The organism is Photorhabdus sp. HUG-39 (assembly GCF_963878365.1).
GTDB classification, from domain to species: Bacteria; Pseudomonadota; Gammaproteobacteria; order Enterobacterales; family Enterobacteriaceae; genus Photorhabdus; species Photorhabdus kayaii.
Genome location: NZ_CAWNWY010000008.1, coordinates 32884 through 58568 on the forward strand (window position 1 = coordinate 32884; position 25685 = coordinate 58568).

At 44.1% G+C, this 25685-nt stretch carries 21 protein-coding genes; 9 read left to right on the forward strand and 12 right to left on the reverse strand.

Translation table 11 applies throughout. The annotated features are described in order from the left end of the window. Positions 1-18 precede the first annotated feature (18 nt). From AAC155_RS07340 to AAC155_RS07365, 6 genes are all read left to right on the forward strand, one after another. Positions 19-2544, forward strand: a complete 2526-nt coding sequence (locus AAC155_RS07340; RefSeq protein WP_113041617.1) for a phosphotransferase — start codon at positions 19-21, stop codon at positions 2542-2544. Positions 2545-2709: 165 nt separating this feature from the next. After that, complete coding sequence (locus AAC155_RS07345; protein ID WP_229015572.1) at positions 2710-5454, forward strand: phosphoenolpyruvate synthase; 2745 nt, start codon at positions 2710-2712, stop codon at positions 5452-5454. Then, a complete protein-coding gene (locus AAC155_RS07350; RefSeq protein WP_113041619.1) occupies positions 5447-6502 on the forward strand; it encodes a hypothetical protein in 1056 nt (351 codons plus the stop codon). Before AAC155_RS07345 ends, AAC155_RS07350 begins: the two co-directional genes overlap by 8 nt. After that, positions 6499-8085 (forward strand): fatty acid CoA ligase family protein, encoded by a 1587-nt coding sequence (locus AAC155_RS07355; RefSeq protein ID WP_113041620.1) that lies wholly within the window; start codon positions 6499-6501, stop codon positions 8083-8085. Before AAC155_RS07350 ends, AAC155_RS07355 begins: the two co-directional genes overlap by 4 nt. Beyond that, a complete protein-coding gene (locus tag AAC155_RS07360) occupies positions 8082-8705 on the forward strand; it encodes a CDP-alcohol phosphatidyltransferase family protein (RefSeq protein WP_113041621.1) in 624 nt (207 codons plus the stop codon). Before AAC155_RS07355 ends, AAC155_RS07360 begins: the two co-directional genes overlap by 4 nt. After that, on the forward strand, positions 8695-9237 hold the full coding sequence (locus tag AAC155_RS07365) for a CDP-archaeol synthase (RefSeq protein ID WP_113041622.1): 543 nt from the start codon (positions 8695-8697) through the stop codon (positions 9235-9237). The genes AAC155_RS07360 and AAC155_RS07365 overlap by 11 nt, the downstream gene beginning before the upstream one ends. Positions 9238-9346: 109 nt before the next feature. Here AAC155_RS07365 and AAC155_RS07370 read toward each other — a convergent pair whose 3' ends face one another. The 5 genes from AAC155_RS07370 to AAC155_RS07390 form a co-directional block, all read right to left on the reverse strand. Continuing rightward, complete coding sequence (locus AAC155_RS07370) at positions 9347-9634, reverse strand: helix-turn-helix domain-containing protein (protein WP_113041623.1); 288 nt, start codon at positions 9632-9634, stop codon at positions 9347-9349. Next, the gene (locus AAC155_RS07375) at positions 9627-9944 is read right to left on the reverse strand and encodes a type II toxin-antitoxin system RelE/ParE family toxin (RefSeq protein WP_113041624.1); all 318 of its coding nucleotides are present in this window, start codon (positions 9942-9944) and stop codon (positions 9627-9629) included. Before AAC155_RS07375 ends, AAC155_RS07370 begins: the two co-directional genes overlap by 8 nt. Before the next feature lie 446 nt (positions 9945-10390). Then, positions 10391-11536: an ABC transporter permease gene (locus AAC155_RS07380; protein WP_113041625.1), complete on the reverse strand. Its 1146-nt coding sequence runs from the start codon at positions 11534-11536 to the stop codon at positions 10391-10393. Next, positions 11536-12681 (reverse strand): ABC transporter permease, encoded by a 1146-nt coding sequence (locus tag AAC155_RS07385; RefSeq protein ID WP_113041626.1) that lies wholly within the window; start codon positions 12679-12681, stop codon positions 11536-11538. The genes AAC155_RS07380 and AAC155_RS07385 overlap by 1 nt, the downstream gene beginning before the upstream one ends. A gap of 7 nt (positions 12682-12688) precedes the next feature. Next, complete coding sequence (locus AAC155_RS07390; protein WP_113041627.1) at positions 12689-13660, reverse strand: HlyD family secretion protein; 972 nt, start codon at positions 13658-13660, stop codon at positions 12689-12691. 237 nt (positions 13661-13897) lie between these two features. On the opposite strand from AAC155_RS07390, the gene AAC155_RS07395 reads away from it, so the two are divergent. The 3 genes from AAC155_RS07395 to AAC155_RS07405 all read left to right on the forward strand — a co-directional run bounded on the left by AAC155_RS07395 (position 13898) and on the right by AAC155_RS07405 (position 18287). Continuing rightward, a complete protein-coding gene (locus AAC155_RS07395) occupies positions 13898-15601 on the forward strand; it encodes a sensor histidine kinase (protein ID WP_113041628.1) in 1704 nt (567 codons plus the stop codon). Beyond that, positions 15598-16314, forward strand: coding sequence for a two-component system response regulator BtsR (gene btsR / locus AAC155_RS07400; protein ID WP_112894262.1), 717 nt, complete (start codon positions 15598-15600; stop codon positions 16312-16314). Before AAC155_RS07395 ends, btsR begins: the two co-directional genes overlap by 4 nt. A 170-nt stretch (positions 16315-16484) precedes the next feature. Beyond that, complete coding sequence (locus AAC155_RS07405) at positions 16485-18287, forward strand: carbon starvation CstA family protein (protein WP_113041629.1); 1803 nt, start codon at positions 16485-16487, stop codon at positions 18285-18287. Between the two features lie 139 nt (positions 18288-18426). On the opposite strand, the gene AAC155_RS07410 is transcribed toward AAC155_RS07405, so the two are convergent. The 7 genes from AAC155_RS07410 to rbfA form a co-directional block, all read right to left on the reverse strand. Next, positions 18427-20346, reverse strand: a complete 1920-nt coding sequence (locus tag AAC155_RS07410; RefSeq protein ID WP_113041630.1) for a DEAD/DEAH family ATP-dependent RNA helicase — start codon at positions 20344-20346, stop codon at positions 18427-18429. Further along, on the reverse strand, positions 20336-20416 hold the full coding sequence (yrbN, locus tag AAC155_RS24425; protein WP_105394837.1) for a protein YrbN: 81 nt from the start codon (positions 20414-20416) through the stop codon (positions 20336-20338). Before yrbN ends, AAC155_RS07410 begins: the two co-directional genes overlap by 11 nt. Before the next feature lie 101 nt (positions 20417-20517). Then, positions 20518-21402 carry a lipoprotein NlpI gene (gene nlpI / locus AAC155_RS07415; protein ID WP_113041631.1) on the reverse strand — a complete coding sequence of 295 codons (885 nt, stop codon included), beginning with the start codon at positions 21400-21402 and terminating at the stop codon, positions 20518-20520. A 124-nt stretch (positions 21403-21526) separates the two neighbouring features. Further along, positions 21527-23656: a polyribonucleotide nucleotidyltransferase gene (pnp, locus tag AAC155_RS07420; protein ID WP_113041632.1), complete on the reverse strand. Its 2130-nt coding sequence runs from the start codon at positions 23654-23656 to the stop codon at positions 21527-21529. 245 nt (positions 23657-23901) lie between these two features. Next, entirely contained in the window at positions 23902-24171 is a 270-nt protein-coding gene (rpsO, locus tag AAC155_RS07425; RefSeq protein ID WP_015836102.1) for a 30S ribosomal protein S15, read from the reverse strand. A 122-nt stretch (positions 24172-24293) separates the two neighbouring features. Continuing rightward, a complete protein-coding gene (gene truB, locus AAC155_RS07430; protein WP_113041633.1) occupies positions 24294-25241 on the reverse strand; it encodes a tRNA pseudouridine(55) synthase TruB in 948 nt (315 codons plus the stop codon). After that, the gene (gene rbfA / locus AAC155_RS07435) at positions 25241-25651 is read right to left on the reverse strand and encodes a 30S ribosome-binding factor RbfA (RefSeq protein WP_036836733.1); all 411 of its coding nucleotides are present in this window, start codon (positions 25649-25651) and stop codon (positions 25241-25243) included. Before rbfA ends, truB begins: the two co-directional genes overlap by 1 nt. Positions 25652-25685: the final 34 nt, after the last annotated feature.

Consider the following 25685-nt stretch of genomic DNA (forward strand, 5'->3'; position numbering starts at 1 on the left):
ATTAAAGGAAATATAGTTATGTTGCAAAAGAATATCCCATCATATGTAAGTGATGCATCAGATAATACCACTGATCACATAGAAAACTGTGCGCGAGGTTCTATTCTAGAATTGTCACGTGACATATTCAGCATCAAAAAACACCAAGGAACATCTACCGTCCGTACAGATACAACCCAAGTAAAACTATTGCCCCGCCGCCACCTCTACACCTACACCGAGGAAGCGCGACAAAAGCGTCTGGATTATTTGGCAAAACATACCGGGCATGCATTGGAACACGTGGCAGATACTCATCTGGATGCGACCAAACTGACAAAAACCATTGAGGGATTTATTGGTTCAATAGAAATCCCCGTGGGGATCGCCGGCCCTCTCTTGATAAAGGGACAATACGCTCAAGGGGTATATTATGCTCCACTTGCTACCACAGAGGGCGCTTTGATTGCTTCGGTATCCCGTGGTTCTTCCGTTATTACGCAATCAGGGGGGACGACCGCGCGTGTACTCGGTCAACGCATGATACGAGCCCCTCGTTTTGAATTTCATAGCGTCTCGCATAGCATTATGTTCAGTGATTGGATCAAAGAACATATCAGCGAATTACGGTATGAAATAGGACGCCATTCCAAACATGCGCAATTGTTGGAAATAAATCCACATATCATTGGTCGCAGCGTCCATTTGCAATTTATCTACAATACAGCCGCTGCGGCAGGTCAAAATATGACCACCGTTTGCACTTGGTATGCATGTCAATGGATCCAACAGCAATTAGCCAAAATGGCGTTTATACCACTACGTCACTTTATGATCGATGGTAATACATCTAGTGATAAAAAGGTGTCTTATCAACCTTTCATCGAAGGTCGTGGAACTCGTGTAGTGGCTGAGGTTTATTTAGATGCTGAATCCTGTCAGCAAATCTTGCGAGTCACACCACAACAACTTGTCACGGCTTATCATCATGTCTGCGAAGGAGCTATTGCCTCAGGGATGATCGGCATGAATATTAATGCCGCAAATGTAATTGCCGGGATGTTTACCGCTCTAGGGCAGGATATTGCCTGTGTACATGAATCGTCAGTCGCCCACCTGCACATGACATTAACTGCCGATAACCGCGTCTATTGCAGTATTACACTGCCTTCTCTGATCATCGGTACTATCGGTGGCGGAACGTATTTACCACACCAACGTGAATGTCTGAACATGTTGGGCTGCACCGATGAAAATGGCACCGCCCGCCTGGCGGAGATCATCGCCAGCTATTGTCTGGCCCTTGATATTTCAACATTGTCAGCTATTGCTGCGGATGAATTCGCTCAATCACATGAAAGACTTGGCCGCTATCGCCCTGTCACCACTAACAATATCACTGCACACACCCCACAGGAACTTGATCTCTCCTTCTTCCAGCAAGCAGATTTTAACCCTGTGTTACAAGGGGCCCATTTAACCACGATCAATCCTAAATTTTCTGGCGGTGATGAACACAGCATGCTGACGCATCTGAGCTCGAATTATGCGGAACGTTTAATTGGCTTATTTCCTTTTTCCATGACGACATCCGCACAGCATAATTTACCCGTAATGCTGAAACTGAAACCTTTGGGAACAGAGGTCGTCGAGATGGTACTGGATATTGCCAAACACTGCTCTTCCGAGTTGTTTGCCGTTTTCCAAGATTTTGCACATCAGCTTGAATTTAACCAAAGCCATAGCCGTGAGCTGGCTATTATGAATCAGCAAGATCCACGGTTGATGCGCTACATTCCAGTTATCTATGGTGTAATTGAAAACGAAGCAACCGGAACTTATGCCCTGATTGAAGAATTGCTCCACGATATGGTGTTAATGAACAATATTAACCTGGAAACACCTTGGGAGCAGCGCCACCTTGAAGCCGCCATCCGAGGAATAGCCGATATTCACTCTATCTGGTTGGGACGGGAAGAAGAGCTCACGTGGAAATTCTCGCAACTACAAATTCCGAATGCCGATACGGTTTCACAGATGAAGCCCCTGTGGCAAAAACTGGGCAATTTTATCCACCAAACGTTCCCTGAGTTGTTCACTGCCGAAGAACATAAAGATTTCCAGCACTGGGTAGACAATGCCTCCACCTGGTGGAAAGAGATCGAACAGATGCCCAGGACATTGATCCACGGTGATTTCAACCCACGCAATATTGCCTTCCGACAACAGGAAACCGGCTTACATTTATGCGCTTGGGATTGGGAATTGTCTACTTTGCATCTCCCCCAACGCGACCTGGCAGAACTTCTGGCTTTTAGCTTAGACCCACCAAGTGATGCAGATAAGGTGGCTTATTATATTGAACTACATCGGGTTGAACTTGAGCAAAAATCGGGGATCTCCCTCGATCCAATAATTTGGCATCGTGGCTATGAATTAGCGCTGCATGATTTATGGATGAGAAGGATTCCGTTTTATATGATGGCACACAATGTTGTTGGCTACCCATTTATGGAGCGCACAATGAAAACGCTCCGCTGGCTTATTTCATTAACACGGAATTAATAATCAACCGAATAAACTATTTAATTTACTCTTCCTCTAAAATAAGGGTGCAGCAATAGCTTGTAATACATTCATATCTTATTGATCTATTCACGCCAACAATATTACGTACAAATAAGAGCATGATGTAAGCAAGGTATACTATTGCTGTATTGGTGGAACAATATGAAATATCTCTACACGCAAGATAACGCTATTGCATTGCCGGAACATTCCTTAGGTGGAAAAGCGGCTAATTTATTATGGCTTACGCAAAACGGTTTTCCTGTACCTAATTATTGGGTCATCAGCAGCGAGGTACTTAATAGCCTACTCATCAACGATACGTTTGCAAGCAACATCATAGAGCAGTTGGCTACCGTACCACATGATATCAGCCAGGAAACACTCGACGCTATTGCCGCGCCATTGCGTCAGTGGCTACAGTCGATTCCATTACCTACTAAATTAGAAGAAGAATTAGCTCTCTTGTCAGAGAATCACCCAGATGAATTTTTCGCTGTTCGCTCATCAGCCATTGGTGAGGATGCCGCCAATGCTTCTTTCGCCGGGCAGATGGACAGCTACCTATTTCAGCGGGGTAAATCAGCGCTTGCCAATAGCTTACGTGCCGTGATGGCCTCAGCTTTTAACACGCGTGCATTACAATATCGCCTACACAAACGGCTACCGATGGGCAATATCAGTAGTGCTGTCATCATTCAGAACATGGTTGCCGGTGAGGTTTCCGGTGTCATGTTTACTGCACACCCTGTTACGGGTAGCAGGCAACATTGCCTAATCTCATCCGCCTGGGGCACCGGAGAAGGCGTAGTTTCCGGCGAATGCGATACCGATGAATTTTCAGTTCATCTCACCACACCTGAGATCGAACGTCATATCACACAAAAAGAGACAGCAACTGTTTTCAATACCACCAACGGCAGCGGTACAGTAACAATACCCGTCGCGAAAGAAAAACAGTGGGAACCGACCTTACTCGATAATAAAATCTATGCATTACGAGATATTGGCAAAGAAATTGCAGCAGCTCAAGGGTGTCCACAAGATATCGAATGGACGATTCAAAACCATCAAATCTTTATTCTACAGACCCGGCCAATAACCCGATTGCCACGTCTGGACGATAAAAGCGAACGTCATATTATTTTCGATAATTCCAATATTCAGGAATCTTATTGTGGAATAACAACACCACTGACTTTCTCTTTTGCCCGGGCAGGTTATGCCACCGTTTATGAACAGACAATACGTGCTTTAGGTTGCTCAGATAAACAGGTTAATCAGCATCGTTCTATGCTGGAAAATATGCTCGGCTTAGTTAAAGGTAGGATCTATTACAACATCAACAATTGGTACAAAGGACTCCTATTACTTCCCGCTTTCCAAACCAATAAAAAAGATATGGAAAGAATGATGGGGCTAGAAGATCCGGTTGATTTTATTGAAGATCAAGCACTTTCGCTGGGCGATAAAATAAAAAAACTGCCAAAGATGGGATGGGCGCTTCTGCGCCTGCTATATGCTTTCAGAACGATGGATCAGCGGGTAGAACTATTTTTAGAACAGTTTAAATGGCATGCCGCCGCTATAAAACAAGCAGAGCTGCATACTTGCAACAGCGGCCAACTGATCGAAAAATTAAAATATCTGGATGAACATCTGCTACGACGCTGGACGACACCGATCTTAAACGATTTCTACGTGATGATGTTTAATGGCCGTGTACATCGGGGGCTAATTGCTGCCGGTATTGAAAACTCATCTGCATTATTAGGTGATCTTCTTTCTGGGGATGAAGATATCGAAAGTACCCAGCCGACCAAAGTGCTGTTAAAAATGTGCCAATATGCACGCCAGCACTCTGAGTTATGCAGCCTATTGATCCACGGTGATGCTCGTACCCTGTTGACCCAAGTACACCAACTCGATGAATCATTCCACCAGCAGTGCATTGATTATATTAAAAAATATGGCGATCGCACGATGGGTGAATTGAAGCTGGAAACCATCACACTAAAACAAGATCCCAGTTTTTTATTTCTGATACTAAAAAACTACCTTGCTATCGATACCCTCACACCAGAGACGTTATCCAGCCGGGAAAGAAAATTGCGTACTCAAGCCGAAAATACCGCATTTCAGCAAATACAGGAACGACTCGGTTCCAAGCGGATGAACGCCTTCAAAAAGAATTTGCAAAAATTGCGTCAAGCAATACGCCACCGGGAAAATATGCGCTTCACCCGAACTCGCATGTTCGGGCTGTATCGAGATATCTTCCTACAACTTGGTCAGGCATATGCCTTAGAAGGGATACTCGCTGAACCCCGCGATATTTTTTATCTCACGTTAGAGGAGATCTACAGCGGCTACGAAGGAACAGCAATACAGACCCAACTTAAGCCTTTAGTTGCTATGCGCAAGCAAGAATATGCCAACTACGAAACAGAGGATGAACCAGCTCATCACTTTTTCATTAGAGGTTCACTGTATCAGCAGCAAGATTACAGCTATCCCTATCAGGAAAAACAGGCCCCTACTGATAGCAGCGTGCTACAAGGCATAGGTTGCTACCCAGGGCAAGTTGAAACAACTATCCGATTAATTAAAAACCCACAAGATGAAATGTCGCTGGCAGGGCAGATCCTGTGTACTGTACGCACCGATCCCGGTTGGGCACCGTTATTCCCTACAGCAGGTGGATTACTAATCGAACGCGGTTCCACACTTTCACATTCCGCCGTTGTTGCTCGTGAACTGGGGATCCCCGCCATCGTCGGCATTCCCGCCGTCACACAAATTTTGAAAGATGGCGATCGGGTAAACATGGATGGAGCAACTGGGACTGTTGTCCGCTTGCACGACACCACTGTAGAAGAGCTGACATCAAGGAGTGAACATGTCTAATATCTTCATAGGAGAATGGTCTCCAGCCAATCCACTACCTGAAGGTTTTCTTGACCTTCCCCCCAGTATTTATCGCGATTGGCCGCTATGGCCTGGTGAAGACCGGGAAAAAGTACAACAGCAATTCAGCCTGAAGAATTCTTGGTTTAATCACAGTAAAGCCTGGATTGGCTGCATTCCAGGGAAAGCCCGTCTTGTCGGCTTTTTAGTACCTCATAGAGTTGATGGCCGATCTGCCGCATTTTTTGGCTTTTGGGAAACTGATAACGACATAGCAAGCAACACCATGTTGTTTAGCGCTCTAGAACAATGGGCCAAGGAAAATGGTGCGTGCAATCTCTACGGGCCGATTAACTTTTCAACTTTCGGACACTACCGCGTTCGACTTGATCATTTTGATGTGCCTCCCTTTGAACATGAGCCTTATAACCCTCCTTACTATCACCTTTTGTTGAAAGAATTAGGGTTTGATATCCGTTATCGCTATACCTCGATATTCGACGATACCCAAGCAATAGAAGGCAACTTTCGGCAGGCTCATCAACGCGCACAAAGACTTCCTGATGTTCCAGCGACATTATTGCCGCTAACGCCTGAATTATGGATGCAAGAGCAAGTTAAACTCTATTCTTTTATCGACTCGGTGTTTGGTGAGAATTTCGCTTATACCACCCCGTCTTGGGCCACATTTCAGCAGCATTGTGGTAAGGAGTTTATCAAACCTTTTTGCCATTACCCTGCGTCATTTCTGGCTAAAACTCCTAGTGGCGAAATTGCCGGGATAATTTTGAGTCTGTCAGTCCTGCAAAAAGGTCAGCCCGCTATCGGGTTGCTGAAAACCGTGGCAGTCGCACCGCAATACCGGAGCAGTCGGCTGTACAACACGCTATACCACTCATTTGAACAGAGTGCCAGACGTATTCACCCTCGTCTAGGAGGGGCCATGATGCGTGAAGATAATACATCGCTCAAAACCGCAAAACGGCTTTTCAATACACCTGCTGCCACCAAGCATCAATATGCGCTTTATTACAGGAGGATCGCATGACAAATATTTGTCAACCAATTGTCGATGCAGCCCAAAAACATCCTGAGCATTTAGCCCTGCAAACGCCACATTCACGGGATCATAGTAACGGTTTAAGCTTTCAGGAGTTTTTTTCTCACGCCTCCCATTTCCAGTATCAGTTAACTCAAGCTGGGTTCGTCGCTGGCGATCGCTTGTTAGTGATTATCCAACCAAGCTTAGTACTTTATCCATTGCTTATCGCCATTCTGGGGCTAGGACTAGTTCCCGTTATGCTTGAGCGCGGGCTTGCCAAAAAGCAACTGAGGGAGATACTACGCCACAGTAAATTATCGGCGGTGATCACTCAACCTACATTAGGAAAATTCTGGTTTCTGATCCCTGAACTGTGGCGACTGCGACGTTTTGTCATCGGACAACGTATCTTGGGCATGAAAGTGCTGGAAACACCCAATCAACATTTACCACTGAGTAGCTTTATCTGCCGAGATTTACCGTCGGATACAACTGGGTTAATTACCTTTACCTCGGGTTCTACCGGCACACCCAAAGGCGCAAACCGCACTCATGACAGCTTGCTAGCACAACTTTATGCCATAACAGCACTTTTTATCGAAGGGAAGAATGAGATAGATCTACACAGTTTCCCCGTTATGGTGCTGCACTCATTATGCTGCGGCAACAGCAGTATTCTGCCTGATTTTGACTTTGCCCATCCCGCAACTGTCGATCCGCAGAAGATCGTCAAGCAAGTGCAAGACAAAAGTGTTACATGCCTCAGTGGTGCTCCCGCCTATATGAACAAAGTCACCGGTTATGCTAAGAGCAAAGGGTTGTCATTCCCCAACGTGCGAACAGTCATCGTAGGTGGTGCGCCTGCTAACAAGGCTCTGCTTGAAAACTGCCTGACCGTCTTTCCATATGCTCGGCATTTAGTGGTCTATGGTTCCACCGAGGTTGAACCGATCAGTACCGTCGAAATGACGACTCAATTAAACCACTGGGCAACTCATGATGGTTATCTGGTCGGAAAACCGGTTACACAAGCAGAAATATGTATCCGGGAAATAACGGCTAACCCCCAACAAATTACCCCACTAGCTGCCGGTAATGTCGGTGAAATCTTGGTTGCCGGGCCTCATGTGCTCAAAGACTATATTGATAATCCTCAAGCAACGAAAAAAAACAAACTCCCACGTAAACAGGGAGGCATTTGGCACTGTACCGGTGACATCGGCTATCTGGATACGACAGGACAGCTCTGGCTACTTGGGCGGGTAAAAGACAAAGTGGTGTTAGATGATGGTCATATCATCCATCCCTACGTACTGGAAAAAAGGATCAATGAACTGCCAGGGGTCACTCAAAGCGCATTCGTGTTACATCCTTTAGGTGGAGCCGCCCTGATACTGGAAAGTGCCACACTACCGACAGATTTACCCGCTATTTTAGACGAGCTGGATCTCACGCAGGTTACTCGTATTTATTGTGCTAATCCTATCCCTGTTGACATTCGTCATAACAGCAAAATAAACCGCATCGCGCTGATCAATATGCTCGGTAAAGGCCAATTATCTTCCGTTCCACACAAGGAAAAATTATGAATAATAATCATTTCATCATTCATCTAAACAAAGCAGACTATATTACTATCGTTGGGGCGGTCTTTAGCGCGCTTGCCGTCGCAGCCGCATTACAACATTGGTATTATTTAGCTATTGCGTTTTTGTATCTTGCCATGCTTGGCGATGCGCTTGATGGCATGCTAGCCAGACACTTAAATATTGCGCGCCCATTCGGTCGTTATCTTGATGGATTTATGGATCAACTTATTTACTTGATCTCTCCAGCCATTATCCTCTACCTTTCCGGTTATCAATCTTGGTATTCCCTGTTTATTATCTTAATGATCATTAGCGGTTGCCTGAGATTATCCGTATTTAATGAAGTCGGAAATATTCAGGATGAAGATCGACTCTCCTACCTTGGTATGCCGGTATTCTGGAGCTTATTTATTGTCAGTGGTTACGCTTTGGTAGGTTTGGTGGCAACGCCAGGGCTGACCCATCTTTTACTGACATTAGCGCTTCTTGCATTCAGTATCGCCATGCTATGGGATCGCCCGTTTTATAAGTTCAAACATCTCAGTACTATCGTCAGTACAACACTTGCAGGGTTTGTTTTATTTACAGGTCTTCATTTCTGGAGTTTTTATGCTCAATAGTTTTTATCACGCGGGGATTTTACTTATCCCCGTTATCCTTGGTGGTTGTTTACATATGGTGATTGTGACGAAAAACTATTTTTCCTGCTGGGCTATTCCAATACATCAACGTTATTTCGGTCGCAACAAGACCTGGCGCGGTTTTATTGTTGTACCCATTATTACCGCGCTATTTTCACCGCTGTGGTTAATACTCTGTACCGAAACACAGGACACCATTATTCCACGGACGATTGGATCCTGCTTATTTACCGGGTTCCTAGCGGGTTTAGGTTACGTTCTTTTCGAATTGCCAAACTCCTGGTTGAAAAGGAGACTCGGCGCCCCACCGGGACAACATCCGAAGCAAAATAAGCAGTTGTTTATTTTATTCGATCAACTTGATTCTGCTATTGGTATTACAATGGCCTATTTTATTTGTCTTAATCTTACTTATATTGATGCGTTTTTCATTTTCCTCTGGTTTTTAATCAGCGCTTTTATCGTTAAAAATATGCTGTTTTTACTTTCGCTGAAAAAAACCAGATTCTAGTCAGAAAATTCGATGGAAATACCGCAGCAAAACGGCTTCCTTTAACGGAAGCCTTTTAGAACAAGCAAATCTTAAATATCACCACCAACGGAACACACATTCTGTAGTATTACTTCGCAGTTAAAGATAACTCAACACCACATGCAGCAGCATAACGTTTAAGTGTGTGCCAACTAGCTTTCGTTACATTCTTCTCAATACGGGTAACCGCAGACGGGTTAATTCCCATCCGTTTAGCCACATCTACTTTTTTTAGACCTGCCTTTTCCCGCCATTCAGTGAGCTGTTCTAGCAACTCATATTCTTCTGTGGCCTCAGCATAGGCTTGCAGAGCTTCCGGTGTATTAAGAAGACGTTTTCTCACTTCCGAATGTGAGATAGGAGTTACTTTAGCCATGTGTCATATCCTCCAGTCGTTTCAGCGCTAACTCTATTTCAGGTGGTGGAGTTTTATCTCCTTTTTTCACAAAACATCGTAAGATGTAAATCCGCTTCCCCTTTTGGAACACAAATAGTGTCCTCGCGATGTCTGAACCCGAAGCCCGTAATTCAAATAAACTATCCCGAACGGGTCTTGTTAACGGGTAGCGTAGCCCGTTGCCACGTTGCTCTAACTGGTCCAGTAATCTTGCCATCTTACCCCGAAGCTCACCCGGTAAATCTTCTACTTCCTCAGCAGCTTCCGGATGATACAAAAGTTCAAACATCTTTCGACCTCCTTCAACCGGGTTTAAATTAACTTATACGTGAAATTCATGCAAACGATAAATTAATTTATAGGGCAAAAGATCGGATTTTCGTACAGAAATCAGCTAAGAATACCGAAACAATCCGTTTTACCAACAATGACTTTGGTATATCACGGATAGTATTTCCATAAGTATTTTCCATCTCATATCGGTGAAATTGACCGTTCCTGACAACACACCAAACTATCATTGGTTCTGTTATATGATTCTGAAAAAACAATACATAGAGAGATATTTAATGGTAAGTACTAATTATTAATGTGATTACCATAACTTAATCTATCCAACTGAATTACATAGATAAAAAATCATAATGAGTATAAAAATAGAACATATATACACCACTCTATCTGGTCATTTTTCTATCGCACTAGAATAAATCACGAATTAGGAAACATAAATCATCACTTAAATACCCTATGCAAATAATAGGTTATTTTCCTGAATTCACCATTACGCACCATACCTATCAAAATTCCTAGCAGGGTATAAACCACACCAAGAACCAGCATCATAGCGATATCTCCCAATACATTCTGTACTGGCAATCCCATCTGGTTAACACCAGCAATCGCTTTTGTTGCCCAAGTAGACGGTAAAACAGAAGAAATTACTCTCACCCAATCAGGCATTGCCTGCACCGGCCAGACTGTGCCGGAAATATAGAACACAGGCGTGGTAAGCAAAGCGATCGTTAAATAGATCATTTCTACACTGCGCATACACTCTGTTACTAATTTCCCTAATCCGAGTACTGCCAACATAAACAGGAACGTCAGCATTAATAGCAAAGGAATAGACGCCTCCTGCCGATATCCCAACACCCACGGCCAAAGCACAAAAAAGATGATGGAAAGAAAAAGCCAAATCGGTAATAGCGCCGACAGCGCTCCCAAATAGACAGGCAATGGTGGTTTACCTTTCGGTGTACCACGTATCGTAATACTGACCCGCACACAAGATATCAATAACGAGTGTTGTAATAACATCACCAACAAACCGGGAAAAACAATTGCGGCAAAACTGACACCAGGGTTAAATAATCCAATAGCTTCACTACGAATCGGCATTAATAATAATTTTGTCTGTTCAGGACTAAAACCATATTTCAATAATAATTTGCTGTTATATTCGTTTAGCAATTGCCGGTGAGCAGAAGTCAATTCTTGTTGAATTTGTCCATTAGCAAGACGACTGGTTGCATCGCCATAAATCGGAAAGGTGATATTTTTTCCATTAAGGATATTTTTCTCCAGATCCGCCGGGATGATGATAATCGCAAAAATTTCACGTAGCAGTAGATCGTGACGAGCACCAGCCAAATTGTCATAGCTATGGACAGCAATTTTAGCCGTAGAATTAATCTGGCGTATCAAAGCGCGACTAGCAGAGCTGTGATCTTGGTCGATCACAGCAACCGGTAGATCCCATACTGTTGGCCGGACATATACCAAACTCATCATACACAAGGAAACTAGCATCAACATCCACATGGGCTTTTCCAACATTCCCATTAATACCCGGCGAAAAGTTTGCCAATACATCTGCATTATTCATCACCCTGTGGCAAGCCAAGCCGTTTAAATAACCGATTTCGTACTAACAGAAAGCAAACGACCGGATAAATAAGCAATAAAGCACAAACAGATAAAATACCCAGTAAAGAAACCTCACGCAGAAAAATATCAAACATCGCATTTAAAGCATGCGTCAAAGGCTCAATATTGGCAATTATCCGCGCCGGCAATATCATTGATAATTCTGGCACTGACATACCTGAAAAAGTTGTCGCAATACTGACTAGCACTCCGATTAAACTGTAAGCCGTCAGTGTGCTATTAGTGAAAGTAAACAACAACAAGCCAATACTTTGAGCGGCAATGACATAGAAGAAACCCACTATCACCATATATATTGGGTTACCATTCACTTTTGCATCAGATATACCAATCAGAGCCGCCAATTCTACGATTAGCAACAAAGTAAAAAACAGGGTATAAGGTGCTAATTTTCCCAACAACGCGAAAGTAAATGGTTTCATTGTCATCAGTGTCTTGCTGCGTGCCATGCTATAAATCGTGCAGGTTACAACAAAAAGCTGTAACAAATGAATTGTGGCCGCAAACTGCTGATAATAGATGTAACTACCGCTGGCATTAAAAAGGCTATCATAAACGAGCGTGACATTAGCTAATGGAGGTAACTGATGGCCCATTTCCGTCGCTAATATAGAACGGTACTTCGCATTAATCTCTGCCATTAATCCACTGAAATCCTGAATAGAGTAACTTCCAGCACCATAAAACAACGCGTTGTAATACATACGCACGGTTGGCTGGTCACCTCTGAGCGCATTAGCTTCAAAATCGTGCGGGATATAAAGTAAAGAGTAATCCTTAGCACTACCAAGCCGTTCAAGAGATTCATGCAATCCGCCATCATAAGATTTAATCTGCGCATGGGAAGCCGCATCCAGGTTACGTATTAGATGACGTGACAGCGGACTCTGATCATTATCAACCACCGATACTGGCAGATTGAGCAATGTCCCTTCTGAGAAATTAGCGCTGATAAGCACAAATAGCATCAACGGGAATAACCAGCTTAACCAGTGAAAAACTGGACTACGAATCACAGCCCGGATTTCTTGGCTAAAAGCACGCTCGAAACCACGCCATGCAACCTTGCTCCGCATCAGTCACCTACTTATCCCAACGCCACAATGCACTCATACCAGGACGTAAACCTTTAATAGGCTGTAAGGAATACAAGCGCACTTCAAAGGTTCTTAAATCGAAATCACCGGTGGCACGAGTGGCACGTTTAGTCGCGTAATCACCCATTGGTGAGATATAACGAACTTCGGCTTCAATCTCTTTATCACCTAGCGCAGGTATACGAAGTTTGACTTTATCCCCTTTGTGCACCTTTGCCAGAATGTCTTCCCGCAGGTTATAAATAAAATAAGCTTCTGGTACACGGATTAATGTCACTAAGGGGCTATTAGCACTAAATAATTCACCAACTTCTGCCGGAATCGGCCCAACTTCCCCCGCGACAGGTGCTTTGACCTGCAAATCATTACTCTGGGTTTGTAACTCAATCAGTTGCTGTTCAGCCTGACGTAAAGCCGCTGCATATTTCTGACGCAGTTCAATCCTGTCACCATGCATACCTTCATCCAATACCGCTTTTGCACTCTGCATTTTCTGATAGGCAACATCTCTACTTCTGTGAGCATTATCTAGATCGTTCCGTGAAACATAGCCTTTAGATGCTATATTCTGAATACGATCATATTCACGTACCGCGTTATCATATTCGGTCTGAGCTTGTGCCAAACCCGCTTCCAAATTTCGAATACTTTCTTCACGTGTTCCATGAAGAGATTGTTCCAACTGCGCTTTGGCTTGATCACGAGCAGCTTCTAATGAAGCAACCTGGGCCAGTAATTCAGGGCTTTCGAGAGTGATAAGCAACTGGCCTGTTTTAACATCATCTCCTCGTTCAACGTGACGTTTAATCACTCGTCCCTTAGCTTTAGATGCCACAATCACTTCCGGTGCATCAACTTCACCTTGCAACAATAAATATTGGTTATGGGAACGAAATAACACAGCCATTGCTGTGAGCAAAATAACCAGTAAGATCGTAAAAAGTGTTCTTTTTTTCATGATGTCTTACACATCCAAAATTACCCGACTCGAAACTAACGCTATAGCTTCGCATTGTTCTACGGAAAATTTCTTATATGTTTGTGCGTATAATCACTGATAGAAAGGAAAACGCTTTATAATAGTGTCGTGGTTTATGATTCTTGTCAAATATTAACCCACTTAAACTAAACTTTTAATAATATTATTAGCTGTTTCTGTAAACTAATAACATTCATAAATCCTCCCGGAAAGTTTATGTACGAATTTAATCTTGTGTTGTTATTACTACAACAGATGTGTGTTTATTTGGTTATCGCCTGGCTACTAAGTAAAACACCGCTATTTATTCCACTATTACAAGTGACTGTACGTTTACCTCATAAGTTGCTGTGTTATGTTACTTTTTCCATTTTTTGCATTATGGGGACTTATTTTGGTTTGCATATAGGTGATTCCATTGCCAATACCCGTGCTATTGGCGCTGTCCTTGGCGGACTTCTGGGTGGACCCGGTGTCGGCGCACTGGTGGGATTAACCGGTGGGCTGCACCGCTATTCTCTTGGTGGGATGACCGCTTTCAGTTGCATGATATCGACCATTATTGAAGGTTTAATCGGTGGCATTATTCACAGCTATCTGATGAAACGTGGTCAGATAAACCGACTGATTAATCCCTGGACAGCCGCTATCGTCACGTTTTGTGCTGAAATAATACAAATGGGCATTTTACTACTGCTCTCTCGTCCATACAGTGAAGCATTAGCGTTGGTCAAAAATATCGCCGCCCCCATGATCGTCACCAATAGTATCGGCTCAGCAATGTTTATACGTATCCTGCTTGACCGACGCGCGATATTTGAAAAATATACCAGTGCATTTTCTGCCCAGGCACTAAAAATCGCTGTCTATACCGAAGGTATTCTGCGAAAAGGATTTAATGAAAATAACAGTATGAAGGTAGCGAAAGTTATTTATCAACAACTGGAAATAGGCGCAGTGGCTATTACAGATAGAGAAAAACTCCTGGCGTTTATTGGTATCGGTTCAGATCATCACCTCCCTGGAACACCTATTTCTTCAGAACAATCCCGTCGAGCAATTGAAAATAATGAAGTGGTTTATGCCGATGGCAATGAAATACCTTACCGTTGTTCAATCAATCCAACCTGCAAACTCGGTTCCACCTTGGTCATTCCGTTACAGGGAGAAAATCAGCAAGTTATCGGCGCAATCAAACTTTATGAAGCCAAAAACCGTCTGTTCAGCTCAATCAACCGCCCCCTAGGAGAAGGTATTGCCAGTTTGTTATCCGCCCAAATCCTCACAGGGCAGTATGAACGTAACAAACAATCACTACTTCAATCAGAAATTAAGCTGCTTCATGCGCAAGTGAATCCTCACTTTTTATTTAATGCCTTAAATACCCTGCAAGCAGTGATCCGACGGGACAGTTATCAAGCAGGTCAATTAGTACAATATCTCTCAACCTTTTTCCGTAAAAACTTGAAACGGTCAGAAGAGATTGTCACGCTGTCTGATGAAATAGAGCATGTGAATGCTTACTTACAAATTGAGAAGGCGCGTTTCCGTGAGCATCTGCAAATAAATATTGAACTGCCGGAATCTCTGATTCACGCCAAATTACCCGCTTTTTCTCTCCAGCCAATAGTAGAAAATGCGATCAAACACGGCACATCACAGTTATTAGAAACCGGCAGGGTTACTATTCGTGCTCATCAGCAGAATCAATTGTTGATACTGGAAGTGGAAGATAATGCTGGTCTTTATAAATCGGTCTCTATGGGGGATGGACTAGGAAAGAGTCTGGTAGATAAACGGCTACGACTTCGCTATGGTGAAAATTATGGCGTGCAAATAGATTGCCAGCCAGAAAAATTTACCCGCGTAATTTTATACTTGCCACTCATTAAAGAGGCTAATAAAACTGTGTGCATATGAATATATTAATTGTTGATGACGAACCGCTTGCGCGAGAAAACCTACGTTGTTTGCTAGAAGAAGAACATGATATTCAAATTATTGGCGAATGCGCCAATGCCGTTGAAGCCATTGGCGCCATACATCATCTAAAACCCGATGTTGTATTTTTGGATATCCAGATGCCACGTATCACCGGATTGGAAATGGTTGGTATGCTAGATCCAGAGCATCGTCCCTATATTGTTTTCCTGACCGCATTTGATGAATATGCAATACAAGCGTTTGAAGAGCACGCATTTGACTATTTATTAAAACCACTGGAAAAAAACCGTCTAACCAAAACCTTACAACGATTACGGCAAGGGTATCAGAAACAGGATATTTCCACCCTGAAAGCAGAAGAGCCGTTGAAATATATCCCATGCACCGGCCACAGCCGAATCTGGCTTGTGCGGCTGGATGAAATCCTTTATGTCACCTCCCGCCCAAGTGGAGTTTATGTTATGTGTACCAATGGGCAGGAAGGATTTACTGAACTAACACTTCGCACATTAGAAACCCGCACACCAATGATGAGAAATCATCGTCAATATCTGGTCAATATGACCCATCTGCGCGAAATCCTATTTGGTGATCACGGACAGGCCGAACTGATTCTACGCAATGGCAAAACTATCCCCGTCAGCCGCCGTTATTTGAAACCATTGAAAGAGGCACTAGGATTGAAGTAACCGTGACACTCATCATCTTTTCAGCGGGTTAGTCAGTTCTTACTCACCGCTCACCTGCTGAATCTGACCACTTAACCCGCCATACAACCACTCACTTAGACACTCCCTTATAGCTTCCTTTACCTATGACAAGATACGAGTAAAAATTTATAACTCTCAGGAGAAGAGGAATGCAACACGCTCTCACTTTTGTCATTGCAACGTTGTGTATTCTGGTTATCTGCTACCGCTTGTACGGCGTATTCTTCGTTAAAAAGGTACTGAAAGCAGATGACAGCGAGGTTACACCTTCCCATTTACTGGAAGACGGTAAAGATTATGTACCCACGAAAAAATGGGTCAATTTTGGTAGCCACTTCGCAGCAATCGCAGCCGCAGGACCGCTGGTTGGCCCTGTATTAGCAGCTCAATATGGTTATTTGCCAAGTATATTATGGCTACTAATCGGCTGTGTTATCGGCGGAGCCGTGCATGATACGGTTGTTTTATTCGCCTCAATGAAACACAGTGGTAAATCCCTGTCAGAAGTTGCCAAAACAGAACTTGGCCCAATTGCTGGTTGGTGCACCGGCCTTGCAATGCTGTTCATCATTACTATTACTATGGCTGGTCTATCCATGGTGGTTGTTCACGCGCTAGAGCGTAATCCCTGGGGAACATTTGCAGTATTTATGACCATTCCGGTCGCAATCGGTGTCGGTCTATGGGAGCACTTCACAGGTAATATGCGCGGAGCAACTTGGGTAGGTATTATCACCATCATGGCTTGTGTGATTGTCGGCCCTTACATTCAAACATCTACTTTCGGTGAATGGCTAAGTCTACGTACATCAACTGTTAGCTTGGTGCTGCCAATCTATGCGTTTTTTGCAACCGCTCTGCCAGTATGGATGCTACTGACTCCCCGAGGTTACCTTTCTAGTTTTATGAAAATCGGCGTATTCGGCGCGCTAGTTGTGGGAGTCATCTTTATTAATCCAGAGATCCAATTCCCGGCAGTCACTGAATTTATTCATGGTAATGGCCCTGTACTGGCTGGTCCGGTGTGGCCGTTTATCTCTATTACCATCGCGTGTGGCGCTATTTCTGGTTTTCATGCATTTATCGGCTCTGGCACAACACCAAAACAGATCGATAAGTGGAGTGATATTCTGCCAGTTGGTTTCGGTGCCATGCTGGCAGAGTGTGTCGTTGGCGTCATGGCATTGATCGCTGCCACTTCTCTATATCCTGCTGACTATTTTGCGATTAACTCCTCTCCAGAGGTCTTTGCTACACTAGGTATGGATGTTATCCATCTACCACAACTGAGTCAGGAAATTGGTCTGGATCTATATGGCCGTACCGGTGGTGCAGTCACATTGGCAGTTGGTATGGCAGATATCTTCACTCGCATTCCTTGGTTCAGCCAGTTAGCATCCTACTTCTTCCAGTTCGTCGTCATGTTCGAAGCTGTATTTATCCTGACAGCGGTTGATTCCGGTACACGTGTTGCCCGTTACCTGCTGCAAGATTTCTTGGGCGATATCTGGGCACCTCTGAAACGCATTAACTGGTTACCAGGTTCCATTGGTTGCAGTATCGTTGCCTGTTTACTGTGGGGCTACCTACTGAATTCCGGCGATATCAATTCAGTCTGGGCGCTATTCGGTGTCTCTAATCAATTAATGGCGTCCATCGGCCTGATGATTGGTGCAACAATTATCCTACGTCTGTCCGAAAAACGCTGGTATATGCTGACCTGCCTGATACCACTCGCTTACCTGTACGTTACTGTGAACTATGCTGCTTACTGGATGGTGAAGAATATTTACTTCAACTCCGCAACAAAAGGTTTCAACATCTTCAACGGAACAATCTCCATTGTGATGGTTATCCTCGGCATTGTGATTATGGTCTCTTCCATTATTCAATGGCTGAAACTATGGCGCACCCGCAGTGCAGGTAATCCCGTTGAAGCATTAAGTAACTGATCTCTTTCTGTATATTAAAAGCTGCCTTTTGTATAAAAAGCAGCTTTTTTTATTATAAAAATATTGAAACAATTAACTGGCAACAAAAACGGCTCCTGTAAAAAGAGCCGCTTTATTATTTAAATATCAGTCCAGGTGATTACTGTGCGTTACTATTGTTATAACGACGGCGTGGAGCAGATGAACCATTATCATCACCTCGACCACGGAAACTGCTACGGCTTTGGCCTTCACCACGACCTTCACCACTGCGGCGTTCACCATTGAAGCGACGGCCACCACCATTGAAACTCTCACGATCACGACGGGGGCCATTACCATTACCATTACCGTTACTGTTACCGTTACGCCCACCACCACGACGTTCGCGGCGTTCAAATGGTTGTGCATCACCCATTAACTGCATATTCATTGGCTTATTCAAAATGCGGGTACGGGTAAAGTGGGATAACAAATCACCTGGCATGCCTTTTGGCAATTCAATCGTGGAATGCGTTGCAAACAATTTGATGTTGCCAATATAACGGCTGCTGATATCACCTTCGTTAGCAATCGCACCAACGATATGACGAACTTCAACACCATCATCGCGACCCACTTCAATACGGTACAACTCCATTTCACCGACATCACGGCGTTCACGACGAGGACGATCACTACGTTCGCCACGATCATCAAAGCCACTACGACGACGATCATCACGTTCGTTGAATTCGCGGCGAGGACGACGAACCGGATCCGGAGGCAGAATCAACGGGCGCTCACCCTGTGCCATTTTCAATAATGCGGCTGCCAGCGTTTCTATATCCAAATCTTCCGCAGGTTGCAGTTTAGACAGCAGAGTACGGTACTGATCCAGATCGCTACTTTCCAATTGCTGCTGTACATTAGTAGCAAATTTTTCCAGACGACGCTGACTTAGCAATTCAGCATTTGGCAGTTCAACTTCCGGGATAGTCAGCTTCATTGTACGTTCAACGTTACGTAACAAGCGACGTTCACGGTTTTCTACAAACAACAGAGCACGACCTGCACGACCTGCACGGCCAGTACGGCCAATACGGTGAACATAAGATTCCGCATCCATTGGAATGTCATAGTTAACAACCAGACTGATGCGCTCAACATCCAAGCCACGTGCTGCAACATCAGTTGCAATCAAAATATCCAAACGGCCATCTTTCAGACGTTCCAATGTCTGCTCACGCAGTGCCTGGTTCATATCACCGTTTAGCGCCGCACTGTTGTAGCCATTACGCTCCAGTGCTTCTGCTACTTCCAACGTTGCATTTTTGGTACGCACAAAAATAATCGCGGCATCAAAATCCTCAGCTTCAAGGAAACGCACCAAAGCTTCATTTTTACGCATACCGTAAACAGACCAATAGCTCTGGCTGATGTCAGGACGAGTCGTTACACTCGCTTGGATACGCACTTCTTGCGGATCGTTCATAAAACGACGAGTAATGCGACGGATAGCTTCTGGCATAGTTGCAGAGAACAGCGCAGTCTGATGTTCAGCAGGGATCTGGCTCATGATGTTTTCAACATCTTCGATAAAGCCCATACGCAGCATTTCGTCTGCTTCATCCAAAACTAAACCGCTCAGGTTAGACAGATCCAACGTACCACGCTTCAGATGGTCCAGAAGACGTCCTGGTGTACCCACAACAATTTGTGGCCCTTGACGTAAAGCACGTAACTGAACGTCATAACGTTGCCCACCATACAGTGCAACAACATTCACGTTACGCATATGTTTAGAAAAATCTGCGCACGCTTCGGCTACCTGTACCGCCAGTTCACGGGTCGGCGCCAACACAAGGATCTGCGGAGCTTTCAACTCAGCATTGATATTATGCAGTAAAGGCAGACTGAATGCCGCTGTTTTACCACTCCCCGTCTGCGCCATGCCCAGTACGTCACGGCCATTTAATAAATGGGGAATACATTGTTGCTGAATTGGAGATGGCTTTTCATAGCCAAGATCTTCCAGTGCAGAAAGGATAGGTGCTGATAAACCCAGATCAGCAAAAGAGATTTCAGTCTCAGTGGTCATGTAATGGTGCCTCATTAGTTATGGCGGCCAGTCTACATAACGCATCGAAAAAAATTTCGGTCATTTTCATTTAAAATGTGAACTGGCTCAAAGTATTTAATTAAACGAACAAACAAGCCCTCATCGGTCAAGATGATGGACTTTACTAATCGATCTCGAAATGTTCGTCAGCTATTGCTGGTCCGATTCTGATAGGTCATCTTGTTCCTGGCCTAACAGCGCCAATTCCAACAATGCATAGCGGTGCTCAACAAAGTTATGTGCATTGTTAGCTACCGTCAGCTTGAATAACGCAGATGCGCTATCCTTGTCCCCCAGACTTAGGTAATGTTTACCTAAATAGAAGTCAGTTTCACTGAGATGCTCAGCGAGCGAAGTGTTATCCGTTGCATTCTCTTTCAAGCGGTTCATCAATGTATATTCACTAATTTTGCCTAAATAGAATTCAACTATATTCCAGCCCCATTGCCCCCGGTTCGCTTTTTCGTAGTGTTGCGACAAGTTCACCATCGCCCCTTTAGGATAAAATTCCTTTTCCACCAGGTACACCCACAACGAACGGAAAGGATCATTTGGATCGTCTTGATAAAACGCCTGCAGATCATCCTGCGCTAACTTATACCGACCACCGTAATACAACGCGATGCCACGGTTAAGACGCGCGTAATTGTAAGTTGGATCAAGCTCTAATACAGAATCAAACGCTTCATAGGCGGCATCAAAATTGCCAGCCTGTGTGAAGTAAATTCCCAGATAATTAAAAATCTCTGGAATATTAGGCCTAATAGATAAGGCAACAGAAAAATCATTCCGTGCCAAAGCCCTTAGCCCGAGACTATCATACAGCACACCTCTCTCATATAAAAGCTGTGCGTACTCATCTTCTGTCAATGACCGACTCGCAAGAATCTGTTCCATACGAGCCAGAATGACTTCTTGTTGCAATGAAGGTTGTAACGGAATAGCAAAAACTTCGTTTTTACGCCAATCCTTGCTGCTGCATCCTGCCAAAAGAAGTATTGCTACAGCATAACACCAGCGCAGAAAAAGATTCATTTCCTACTCCCGAAAGTCAGACATTAATTAAGAATGCCCTATCACCCATATTGCATTTATTGGGCCTCCTGCCCTGAGTCTATAAACGGCGCTTTTTTACAAGACGCCGTTTATAACATCAAATTTATTCTGCTGATTGTGGTGCCAGTGGTGTATCCTCGGCAATTACGCCGACTGTCGCTTCTTTAATGCTCAGACGAACACGACCCTGGCGATCAATTTCCAGAACTTTAACTGAGACTTCCTGACCAACCTGCAAATAGTCAGCCACTTTCTCAACACGCTTATCAGCAATCTGAGAAATATGTACCAGACCTTCTTTACCACCACCGATAGCAACAAACGCGCCAAAATCAACGATGCGGGTTACTTTACCAATGTAAACACGAGCAACTTCGATTTCAGCAGTGATTTCTTCAATGCGGCTGATGGCATGTTTTGCTTTTTCACCATCAGTTGCAGCAATTTTCACTGTGCCATCATCTTCAATCTCAATGGTAGTACCAGTTTCTTCTGTCAGTGCACGGATAACTGAACCACCTTTACCGATAACATCTTTGATCTTATCAGGATTGATCTTAATAGTATGAATACGTGGTGCAAATTCAGAAATATCATTACGTGGGCTGTTAATTGCCTGTTCCATTACACTCAGGATATGCAAACGCGCACCTTTTGCTTGATTCAGAGCAATTTGCATAATTTCACGGGTAATGCCTTCAATTTTGATGTCCATTTGCAGAGCGCTGATACCTTCACAGCTACCCGCTACTTTAAAGTCCATGTCTCCCAAATGATCTTCATCACCCAAGATGTCAGACAGAACAACAAAATTATCGCCTTCTTTCACTAACCCCATTGCAATACCAGCAACAGCAGCTTTAATCGGCACACCCGCGTCCATTAACGCAAGAGATGCTCCACAAACAGATGCCATTGAAGACGAGCCGTTTGATTCCGTGATTTCAGAAACAACCCGAACGGTATATGGGAATTCGTTAGCTTTTGGCATAACTGCCGCCACACCACGTTTGGCCAGACGACCATGACCAATTTCACGACGTTTTGGTGAACCCATCATACCTGTTTCACCAACAGAATATGGAGGGAAGTTGTAGTGTAATAGGAAACGATCTGTACGCTCTCCCATCAACTCGTCAATGATCTGTGCATCACGTTCTGTACCCAAAGTCGCAGTAACCAAAGCCTGAGTTTCACCACGGGTAAACAGCGCAGAGCCATGAGTTCGGGGCAGAACACCAGTACGTACATCCAATGCACGCACCATATCTTTTTCACGACCATCAATACGTGGTTCACCACACAAGACTCGGCTACGAACAACTTTTTTCTCTAAGCTACCCAAAATTTCATGGATTTCAGCTTCTTCTAAAGCCTCATCCTGTTCCAACAGCGCTGCCGTAACTTCCCCTTTAATAGCATCAACCTGAGCATAACGCTCCTGTTTTTCAGTGATACGATAAGCATCACCCAGACGGCCTTCTGCCAATTCAGCTACCCGGTCATGCAACGCTTGATTAACAGGTTCTGGCACCCAATTCCATTTTTCTTTGCCTGCTTCCGCAGCCAACGCATTAATGTTATCAATAACCACCTGTTGTTGATCATGGCCGAATACTACCGCACCTAACATTTGCTCTTCAGTTAGAATGTCTGCTTCAGACTCAACCATCAGAACAGCACCAGCAGTACCTGAAACCACCAGATCCAAACGGCTATTTTTCAGCTCATCACTGGTTGGGTTCAGCACATACTGATCATTAATATAACCAACACGAGCAGCGCCAATTGGGCCATTGAACGGGATACCAGATAGTGCCAACACAGCAGAAGCACCGATCATTGCAACAATATCTGGGTTAACTTGCGGGTTAACAGAAACAACTGTTGCTACAATCTGCACCTCGTTCAGGAAACCTTCCGGGAACAGAGGACGCAGAGGACGATCAATCAAACGAGCGACTAACGTTTCTCCTTCACCTGGACGACCTTCACGACGAAAGAAGCTGCCTGGAACACGACCAGCAGCATAAGTACGCTCCTGATAGTTAACAGTCAGTGGAAAGAAATCCTGACCTTCTTTTGCTTTCTTTTGACCAACAACAGTGACAAATACAGCCGTGTCATCCATATTGACCATGACAGCAGCTGTGGCCTGGCGGGCCATCATACCTGTTTCGATAGCAACGGTATGTTGACCATATTGAAATTTACGAACAATCGGATTAAGCAAAATAATATCCTTTCGTTAACATTGCCTTTTATATTCAGCAGACAACAATGAATGATCTCTCCATGCCACATCCTCGCGACTAACGACAGGTCTTACTCCCTTAAGCACTCTCATTAGCCGCGCGAACCTCTGTAACTGAAGAGCCTTAACAAAAACCACCACCAGCATTTTTGTGCTGTTATCTATGATGGCTTCTCAGAAGAAAAGGGGCCATATATGGCCCCTTTCCACTGAAACTTGCTTGATTAGCGACGCAGGCCAAGACGCCCAATCAGCGCAGTGTAACTTGTTACATTTTTACGCTTCAGATAGTCCAAAAGTTTACGACGCTGAGAAACCATGCGCAGCAGACCACGACGGCTGTGGTGATCCTTTTTGTGCTCTGAAAAATGGCCTTGCAAGTGGTTAATCTGTGCAGTTAACAAAGCAATCTGTACTTCACTAGAGCCACTGTCATTCGCATCACGACCAAATTCAGCAATAATTTGCGCTTTTGCTTCAGTACTTAGAGACATATTACAACTCCAAAAATATATAAACTAAAATTACAGGTGCCGATCTCTAATTCAGCCACCCAACATATAACTGCGCTATTCTACGCTGCAAATAAGTTAAGCGCAAGATAACCCAAAATACCCTAATCCCGACTTTCAACAACTAAACGGCGGGGAGCAACAAGCCCATCATCATTGATAACAGCAATGCCAATGAATTTCCGTTCATCACCTTCAGTTACGCGTACCATACTTTCAACTAAAGCTGGGGATTTGGCACTGCGCACCGCCTGACCTTGTTTAAAATAAGCCGCAACTACTGGAATCAAATTAACCTCTGGGAAATGAGCAATTGCACTATCCATTGGTAATAGTAATGAATCAATTAATTCGCCCACAGGTATTTCCTGATCTTTGGCTTGCTTTTGTAATTCATATAATTGCTCAAGTGTCACCATGCAATCATTTGGATAATGCGCTACCTGTAAACGTCTTAAATAAATAACGTGAGCACCACAGCCTAATAATTCACCTAAATCATCAATAATAGTGCGAATATAAGTGCCTTTCGAACAGTGTATTTCCAATTCCAGTTCATCATCTTCCCAACGGATAAACTGTAATTCATAGACTGTAATTGGCCGTGCTTCGCGTTCTACCTCAATACCCTGACGAGCATACTCATACAATGGTTTTCCCTGATATTTCAGTGCAGAATACATGGAAGGAATTTGCATGGTATCACCAAGGAATTTATCCAAAGCTGCATCAAGCTGAACCTGACTTAACTGGATTGCCCTTTCACTGATGATTTGCCCGTGTGAATCAGATGTGTCAGTTCGCTGACCAAGACGAGCTATCACTCGATAACGCTTGTCAGAATCAAGTAAGAACTGGGAAAACTTCGTCGCTTCACCAAGGCAAACCGGCAGCATACCGGTTGCCAGTGGATCCAACGCGCCAGTGTGACCAGCTTTGCTAGCGTTGAAAATACGTTTTACTTTTTGTAACGCATCATTAGAAGAAATATCCTGCGGCTTATCCAGTAACAACACACCATGTATATCACGACCGCGACGACGATGCCCCATTACTTCTCCTCTTTGTGATCCACAGAAGCCCGGCGCTGTTCATCATTCTTTACAACATTAGTAACCAGATTGGACATCCTCATCCCCTCTACCAGGGAATTATCGTAGGAGAAAGTCAGTTCTGGCACGACACGCAAACGCATTGCTTTACCCAGCAGAGAGCGAATAAAACCAGAAGCTTCATTCAATGCCTTAATACCATTCTTTACCACATCGGAATCATGTTCTTCAGTCAACACATTCAGAAAGGTGACGAATACTTTGGCATAAGCCAAATCACGAGAAACTTCAACGCCAGAAACAGTCGCCATACCGATTCGGGGATCTTTCACTTCTCGCTGTAAAATGATGGCAATCTCTTTTTGCATTTCCTGTGCAACGCGCTGAGTACGACTGAATTCTCTTGCCATTGTTATATCTCCTGACATTTGGGGGGCAAAAGCC

Excerpts from the sequence above, each read along its gene's own strand:
- yrbN (WP_105394837.1), bottom strand. The coding sequence starts at position 20,416 with ATGAAAATGACCGAAATTTTTTTCGATGCGTTATGTAGACTGGCCGCC.
- AAC155_RS07405 (WP_113041629.1), top strand. The coding sequence starts at position 16,485 with ATGCAACACGCTCTCACTTTTGTCATTGCAACGTTGTGTATTCTGGTT.
- AAC155_RS07350 (WP_113041619.1), top strand. The coding sequence starts at position 5,447 with ATGTCTAATATCTTCATAGGAGAATGGTCTCCAGCCAATCCACTACCT.
- AAC155_RS07385 (WP_113041626.1), bottom strand. The coding sequence starts at position 12,681 with ATGCGGAGCAAGGTTGCATGGCGTGGTTTCGAGCGTGCTTTTAGCCAA.
- AAC155_RS07370 (WP_113041623.1), bottom strand. The coding sequence starts at position 9,634 with ATGGCTAAAGTAACTCCTATCTCACATTCGGAAGTGAGAAAACGTCTT.
- AAC155_RS07360 (WP_113041621.1), top strand. The coding sequence starts at position 8,082 with ATGAATAATAATCATTTCATCATTCATCTAAACAAAGCAGACTATATT.
- AAC155_RS07345 (WP_229015572.1), top strand. The coding sequence starts at position 2,710 with ATGAAATATCTCTACACGCAAGATAACGCTATTGCATTGCCGGAACAT.
- AAC155_RS07355 (WP_113041620.1), top strand. The coding sequence starts at position 6,499 with ATGACAAATATTTGTCAACCAATTGTCGATGCAGCCCAAAAACATCCT.
- rpsO (WP_015836102.1), bottom strand. The coding sequence starts at position 24,171 with ATGTCTCTAAGTACTGAAGCAAAAGCGCAAATTATTGCTGAATTTGGT.
- AAC155_RS07365 (WP_113041622.1), top strand. The coding sequence starts at position 8,695 with ATGCTCAATAGTTTTTATCACGCGGGGATTTTACTTATCCCCGTTATC.
- nlpI (WP_113041631.1), bottom strand. The coding sequence starts at position 21,402 with ATGAATCTTTTTCTGCGCTGGTGTTATGCTGTAGCAATACTTCTTTTG.
- AAC155_RS07390 (WP_113041627.1), bottom strand. The coding sequence starts at position 13,660 with ATGAAAAAAAGAACACTTTTTACGATCTTACTGGTTATTTTGCTCACA.
- AAC155_RS07380 (WP_113041625.1), bottom strand. The coding sequence starts at position 11,536 with ATGCAGATGTATTGGCAAACTTTTCGCCGGGTATTAATGGGAATGTTG.
- AAC155_RS07410 (WP_113041630.1), bottom strand. The coding sequence starts at position 20,346 with ATGACCACTGAGACTGAAATCTCTTTTGCTGATCTGGGTTTATCAGCA.
- btsR (WP_112894262.1), top strand. The coding sequence starts at position 15,598 with ATGAATATATTAATTGTTGATGACGAACCGCTTGCGCGAGAAAACCTA.
- AAC155_RS07340 (WP_113041617.1), top strand. The coding sequence starts at position 19 with ATGTTGCAAAAGAATATCCCATCATATGTAAGTGATGCATCAGATAAT.
- rbfA (WP_036836733.1), bottom strand. The coding sequence starts at position 25,651 with ATGGCAAGAGAATTCAGTCGTACTCAGCGCGTTGCACAGGAAATGCAA.
- truB (WP_113041633.1), bottom strand. The coding sequence starts at position 25,241 with ATGGGGCATCGTCGTCGCGGTCGTGATATACATGGTGTGTTGTTACTG.
- AAC155_RS07375 (WP_113041624.1), bottom strand. The coding sequence starts at position 9,944 with ATGTTTGAACTTTTGTATCATCCGGAAGCTGCTGAGGAAGTAGAAGAT.
- AAC155_RS07395 (WP_113041628.1), top strand. The coding sequence starts at position 13,898 with ATGTACGAATTTAATCTTGTGTTGTTATTACTACAACAGATGTGTGTT.